This is a genomic window from Methylobacterium dankookense, from assembly GCF_902141855.1.
Taxonomy (GTDB): domain Bacteria; phylum Pseudomonadota; class Alphaproteobacteria; order Rhizobiales; family Beijerinckiaceae; genus Methylobacterium; species Methylobacterium dankookense.
Genome location: NZ_CABFVH010000042.1, coordinates 44,736 through 50,735, shown reverse-complemented (window position 1 = coordinate 50,735; position 6,000 = coordinate 44,736). Strand labels below are relative to the sequence as shown.

Annotated in this window: 4 protein-coding genes and 1 rRNA gene; all 5 read left to right on the top strand. The window is 72.5% G+C overall.

Annotated elements, in window-relative coordinates; translation table 11 throughout:
• A 5S ribosomal RNA gene (rrf, locus tag MTDSW087_RS31460) occupies positions 1-77 on the top strand; the annotation flags it as partial.
• A gap of 235 nt (positions 78-312) precedes the next feature.
• Positions 313-1,002 carry a response regulator transcription factor gene (locus tag MTDSW087_RS23240; RefSeq protein ID WP_144767246.1) on the top strand — a complete coding sequence of 230 codons (690 nt, stop codon included), beginning with the start codon at positions 313-315 and terminating at the stop codon, positions 1,000-1,002.
• The gene (locus tag MTDSW087_RS23235; RefSeq protein ID WP_144767245.1) at positions 992-2,410 is read left to right on the top strand and encodes a sensor histidine kinase; all 1,419 of its coding nucleotides are present in this window, start codon (positions 992-994) and stop codon (positions 2,408-2,410) included. The genes MTDSW087_RS23240 and MTDSW087_RS23235 overlap by 11 nt, the downstream gene beginning before the upstream one ends.
• A complete protein-coding gene (locus MTDSW087_RS23230) occupies positions 2,407-5,319 on the top strand; it encodes a bifunctional [glutamine synthetase] adenylyltransferase/[glutamine synthetase]-adenylyl-L-tyrosine phosphorylase (protein ID WP_144767244.1) in 2,913 nt (970 codons plus the stop codon). The genes MTDSW087_RS23235 and MTDSW087_RS23230 overlap by 4 nt, the downstream gene beginning before the upstream one ends.
• Before the next feature lie 103 nt (positions 5,320-5,422).
• Positions 5,423-5,860, top strand: a complete 438-nt coding sequence (locus tag MTDSW087_RS23225; protein ID WP_144767243.1) for an EamA family transporter — start codon at positions 5,423-5,425, stop codon at positions 5,858-5,860.
• Positions 5,861-6,000 lie beyond the last annotated feature (140 nt).

Below are 6,000 nucleotides of genomic sequence, written 5' to 3'. Positions count from 1 at the left end.
CTCGAACTCGGCCGTTAAACGCACCAGCGCCCATGGTACTGTGTCTCAAGACACGGGAGAGTCGGTCGCCGCCAGGCCTGCCCAACGCAAGACACACACCCTCGACACGAAACGTCACAGATCGAAAAGGCCGCTTCCGCAAGGAGGCGGCCTTTCGTCATTTCAGCTTCCCTTACCGATTCGTCATGCGCCGGGAAGCCTCTGGCAAGCACGGCTCGTCCAACCTGCCCGCTTTCGAGAGGGGAGGGGGCCTTGGCCGTTCCGCAGACGCACCGTTCTCAGGCCGCCCCGCCCGCTGTATGGACGGAATCCATGCGGCTTCTGATCATCGAGGACGACCGGGAGGCGGTCGCCTATCTCGCCAAGGCCTTTCGCGAGGCCGGGCACGTGGCCGACCAAGCCACCGACGGGCTCGACGGCTACGCGCTCGCCCGCGAGGGCGGCTACGACGTGCTGATCGTCGACCGCATGCTGCCGAAGCTCGACGGGCTCTCGCTGATCCGGTCGCTGCGCGAGCAGGGCGTCACGACGCCCGTCCTCATCCTCTCGGCCCTCGGCCAGGTCGATGACCGGGTGAAGGGCCTGCGCGCCGGCGGCGACGACTACCTGCCGAAGCCCTACGCCTTCTCCGAACTCCTCGCCCGCGCCGAGGTGCTGGCCCGGCGCGGCGCGCCCGCGCAAGGGACGGCCGAGGCCACCGCCTACCGCGTCGGCCAACTCGAACTCGACCGGCTCTCGCACCGGGTATCGCGGGCGGGCCAGGAGATCGTGCTGCAGCCGCGCGAGTTCCGGCTGCTCGAATACCTGATGCGCCATGCCGGGCAGGTGGTGACCCGCACGATGCTGCTGGAGCATGTCTGGGACTACCATTTCGACCCGCAGACCAACGTCATCGACGTCCACGTCTCGCGCCTGCGCGCCAAGATCGACCGCGGCTTCGAGCATCCGATGATCCACACCGTGCGCGGGGCGGGCTACGTGCTGCGGACGGATGAGCGCTGAGTTCACCGCTCCCGAGAGCGTCTTCGCCCGGTTCCAGAAGCTCTTCCGGACGACCGCGTTCAAGCTGTCGCTCGCCTATCTCACGATCTTCGCGGCCTGCGCCTTCCTGGCGCTGGGCTACGTCGCCTGGAACGCGCGGCAGGTGCTGGACGACCAGATCGTCTCCACCATCGATGCCGAGATCAACGGGCTCTCCGAGCAGTACAATGCCGGCGGCCTGCGCCGGCTGATCACCGTGGTGGAGCGGCGCTCGCGCGAGCCCGGTGCCTCGCTCTACCTCGTCACCACGGCGCTCGGGGAGCATGTCGTCGGCAACGTCTCCGAGGTGCCGGCGAGGATCCTCGAACGGCCCGGCCAAGTGGAGATCGCTTATTCACGCGGCAGCGCGGAGAGCGCCGAGCACCGGGCGATCGTGCGGATCTTCACGCTGCCCGGCGGCTTCCGCCTGCTGGTCGGGCGCGACACCGAGGAGCGCGACCGCCTGCGCGCGGTGATCGGGCGGGCCTTCGCCTCGTCCCTCGCGGTGGTGGTGGTGCTCGGCGTGGTCGGCGGCTGGCTGGTGGCGAGCCGGGTGCTCGCCCGGGTCGACGCGATGACGCGCACGACGCGGGCCATCATGGCGGGCGACCTCGACGACCGCCTGAGCGTGGCCGGCAACGGGGACGAACTCGACCGTCTCGCCCTCAACCTCAACCTGATGCTGGAGCGCATCGGCGAATTGATGCGCGGCCTGCGCGAGGTCTCCGACAACATCGCCCACGACCTCAAGACGCCGCTGACGCGTCTGCGCAACCGGGCCGACGAGGCCCTGCGCGGGGCGCGCGCGCCGGACGAGCTGCGCGCGGCCCTCGAAGGGGTGATCGAGGAGAGCGATGGGCTGATCCGGGTGTTCAACGCGCTGCTGATGATCGCGCGGCTGGAGGCCGGCAATGCCAGCGCGGTGGTCGCGCCCCTCGATCTCGGGCCGGTGGTGCGCGGGGTCGGCGAGCTCTACGAGGTGCTCGCCGAGGAGCAGGGCCTCGCCCTCGACGTGCAGGCGCCGGACGGGCTCGTCTGCACCGGCAACCGGGAGCTGATCGGCCAGGCGCTCGCCAACCTCATCGACAACGCCATCAAGTACGGGGCGGAGGGCGGGCGCATCGCCGTGTCGGCCTCGCGCGGCGAGGGGATGATCCGGCTCAGCGTCGCCGATCGCGGGCCGGGCATCCCGGAGGCCGAGCGCGGCCGCGTGCTCGACCGCTTCGTGCGGCTGGAGGATGCCCGCTCCCGGCCGGGCTTCGGGCTGGGCCTCAGCCTCGTCAACGCGGTGGCGCGCCTGCACCAGGGCGATCTCGCCCTGGAGGACCATGCGCCGGGCCTGCGGGTCGTGCTAAGCATCCCCGCAACCAACGAGGGAGGCGCGCCATGACAGCGGACGCCCTGCACGCCCGGCTGAACGCCGCGCCGGTCCTCGCCGACGCGAAGGGCGCCGAGGCGCGGCTCGCCGAGATCGCCGCCGAGCTGCCCGCCGCCTTGCGCAAGGGCCCGGCGCGGGACCTCCTCCTCGGGCTCGCCGACCATTCCCCCTTCCTCTGGGGCATCGCCCAGCGCGATCCCGCGCGGCTCGCCCGGCTGCTCGCCGATCCGCCCGAGGACAGCCTCGCCCGGCTCGTCGCCGACCAGCGCGCCGCCGGGCGGCCGGGGCCCGGGGGGCGCGTCGATCCCGACGCGGTCTCGGCGCGCCTGCGGCTCAACCGGCAGGCCCTCGCCCTCCTCGTGGCGCTCGCCGATATCGGCGGGGTCTGGCCGCTGGAGCAGGTGACGGGCGCGCTCTCGGACTTCGCCGACGCGTCGGTCGCCGGCGCCCTCGACGCCTTGCTCCTGCAGGCGGCGGAGCTCGGGCGCTTCCTGCCGAAGGATCCGGCGGACCCGCAGAGGGATTGCGGCCTCGTGGTGCTCGGGCTCGGCAAGCACGGGGCCGGCGAGCTCAACTATTCGAGCGACATCGACCTGGTGGTCTTCTTCGATCCCGAGACGGTGCCGCTCAAGGAGGGCACCGAGCCGACGCCCTTCTTCAGCCGTCTGGCGCAGGGGCTCGCCAAGCTCCTCGAAGGGCGCACCGGCGACGGCTACGTCCACCGGGTCGATTATCGCCTCCGGCCCGATCCCGGCTCGACCCCGACCGCGATCTCGCTCAACTCGGCCTTCGGCTATTACGAGACGGTGGGGCAGAACTGGGAGCGGGCGGCCTTCATCAAGGCGCGGCCGGTGGCGGGCGACATCGCGGCGGGCGAGCGCTTCCTGGCCGAGCTCAGGCCCTTCATCTGGCGCAAGTATTTCGATTTCGGCTCGATCGCCGACGTGCACGCGATGAAGCGGCAGATCCATGCCGTGCGCGGGCACGAGACGCTGGGGGTGGCCGGCCACGACATCAAGCTCGGGCGCGGCGGCATCCGCGAGATCGAGTTCTTCGTGCAGACGCAGCAGCTCGTCTTCGGCGGACGGCGCCCCTCCTTGCGCGGCCGCCGGACGCTCGAGATGCTGGCGGGGCTGGAGACCGAGGGCTGGATCGACGCCGAGGCCCGCGACCAGCTGGCCGAGGCCTATCGCTTCCTGCGCGGCATCGAGCACCGCCTCCAGATGGTGGACGACGCGCAGACGCAGCGCCTGCCGGACGACGCCGACGCCCTCGACCGCTTCGCGAAATTCGCGGGCTATGCCGACCGCGCGGCCTTCGAGGCGGCGCTCCTCGCCCAGGCCCGCCGGGTGCAATCCCACTACGCCCTGCTGTTCGAGGCCGAGCCCGATCTCTCGGCGGGGATCGGCGACCTCGTCTTCAGCGGGACGGGGGACGATCCGGGCACGCTCAAGACCCTGCGCCAGCTCGGCTTCCGCGAGCCGGAGCGGGCGGTCGAGACCGTGCGCGGCTGGCATTTCGGCCGGCGCCCCGCCGTGCGCAGCCCGCGCGCCCGCGAAGTGCTGACCGAGCTGGTGCCGATGCTGATCCAGGCGCTGTCGGGCACGCCGGACCCGGACGCGGCGCTCGCCAGCCTCGACCGCGCCTTCGGCCAGATGCCGGCGGCGGTGGAGCTCCTCACCATCCTGCGCTCGCACGAGCGACTGCGGTTGCTCTTCGCGGACCTGCTCGGCACCGCGCCGCGGCTCGCCGACACGGTGGCCTTCAGCCCGCACGTGCTCGACGCGGTGATCGATCCGGCCTTCGTCGAGCCGACGACGGATGCGGCCGTCCTCGACACGCAGTACCGGGCGCTGGTGGGCAGCCCCGCCGCGCACGAGGACTTCCTCGACCGCAGCCGCGACGCCGCCCGGCAGATGCGCTTCGTCACCGGGGCGCGGCTCCTCTCCGGCATCCTGCCGCCCTCCGGCGCCGGCCGCGCCTTCTCAGGGATCGCGCAGGCCGCGGTCGCCACCAGTCTGGAGGCGGTGATCCGCGCCTTCGAGACCGATCACGGCCGGATCCCCGGCGGGCGGATCGCGGTGCTCGGCTTCGGCCGGCTCGGCTCCTGCCAGCTCACCGCCGATTCCGACCTCGACCTCGTGGTGCTCTACGATTTCGACCCGGAGAACCGCACGAGCGACGGGCGCCGGCCCCTCGACGCGGCGGTCGCCTACAACCGCCTGACCCAGCGGCTCGTCGCCGCGCTCACCGTCCCGACCCGCCGCGGCGGCCTCTACGAGGTCGACCTGCGCCTGCGCCCCGGCGGCGGCCAGGGCATGATCGCCACGCAGCTGAAGAGCCTGCGGACCTATCTCGCCGAGGAGGTCGAGCTCTGGGAGGAGATGGCGCTGACGCGGGCCCGTGTGCTCTGCGGCGACTCCACCCTCGGGGACGAGGCCGCCGCCGCGATCCGGGAGCGGCTGGCGCAGCCGCGCGACCGGAAGGCCGTCAACCGCGAGGTCCGGTCGATGCGCGACCTCGTCGCCCGCGAGAAGGGCGATCACGGCCCGCTCGACCTGAAGCTCAGCCCCGGCGGGCTCCTCGATCTCGACTTCCTGGCGCAGAGCCTCGTGCTCGGCCACGCCGCCGAGCATCCCGACCTGATCGGCCGGGATGGGCCGGAGGTCTTCGCGCGCTCCGCGGCGCTGGGGCTCTTGGAGGCGGATGCGGCCGAGCGCCTGGGGCAGGCCTACCGCCTGTTCGACGACGTGCACCATTGGCAGCGGCTGATGGTGGAGGGCGATCCTGCCGAGGCGCCCCCCGCGGCGCTCGCCCGGCTCGCCGTCGCCGTGGGCCTGCCGGATGCGCGCACCCTGTCGGCCCAGCTCGACGCCGAGCGGGCCGGCGTGCGGGCCCTGTTCCAGGCGCTGCTGCGCTGAGACCGCTGCGGCGCAGGCCAGGTTCGAGAGGGACCGATATGGGCAAGCTTCAGCCTGGCGACGGCGCCGGTCTCGGAGGGCCGCGCGCGGACCGGCCGCGTCCGTGAGCGCGCTCCTCCTCTCCTGGCGCTTCTGGGCGCTGCTCTCGGCGGTCTTCGCGGCGCTCACCGCGATCCTGGCGAAGCTCGGCGTCGCGGGCGTGCCCTCGGAGGTGGCGACCTTCCTGCGCACCCTCGTGGTGGCCGCGCTCACCGCCGCGATCGTGGTCGCGACGGGACAGGCGGCCGCGCTCGGCCAGGTCTCGGGCCGCAGCGCCCTGTTCCTGGTCCTGTCGGGGCTTGCTACCGGCGCGTCCTGGCTCTGCTACTTCCGCGCCCTGTCGCTGGGAGATGCGGCTCGCGTCGCGCCGCTGGACAAGCTCAGCGTCGTGCTGGTCGCCCTGTTCGGCGCGCTGCTCCTCGGCGAATCACTCGGGCCGGTGAGCTGGCTCGGCGTCGGGCTGATCGCCCTCGGCGCCGTGCTGGTCGCCTACGGGGGATGATACCGCGCAGCGCCTGATGCCGCGTCCGGTTGATCGGACCGGACGCGGTATCAGCCAGCCCGCGCGGCGCCTGAGCGAAGGCGACATCCGCCATCCCGAAGGGATCGACCGGATGCCGCATGAGAGGTCGTTAACGAGTC

Excerpts from the sequence above, each read along its gene's own strand:
- MTDSW087_RS23240 (WP_144767246.1), top strand. The coding sequence starts at position 313 with ATGCGGCTTCTGATCATCGAGGACGACCGGGAGGCGGTCGCCTATCTC.
- MTDSW087_RS23235 (WP_144767245.1), top strand. The coding sequence starts at position 992 with ATGAGCGCTGAGTTCACCGCTCCCGAGAGCGTCTTCGCCCGGTTCCAG.
- MTDSW087_RS23230 (WP_144767244.1), top strand. The coding sequence starts at position 2,407 with ATGACAGCGGACGCCCTGCACGCCCGGCTGAACGCCGCGCCGGTCCTC.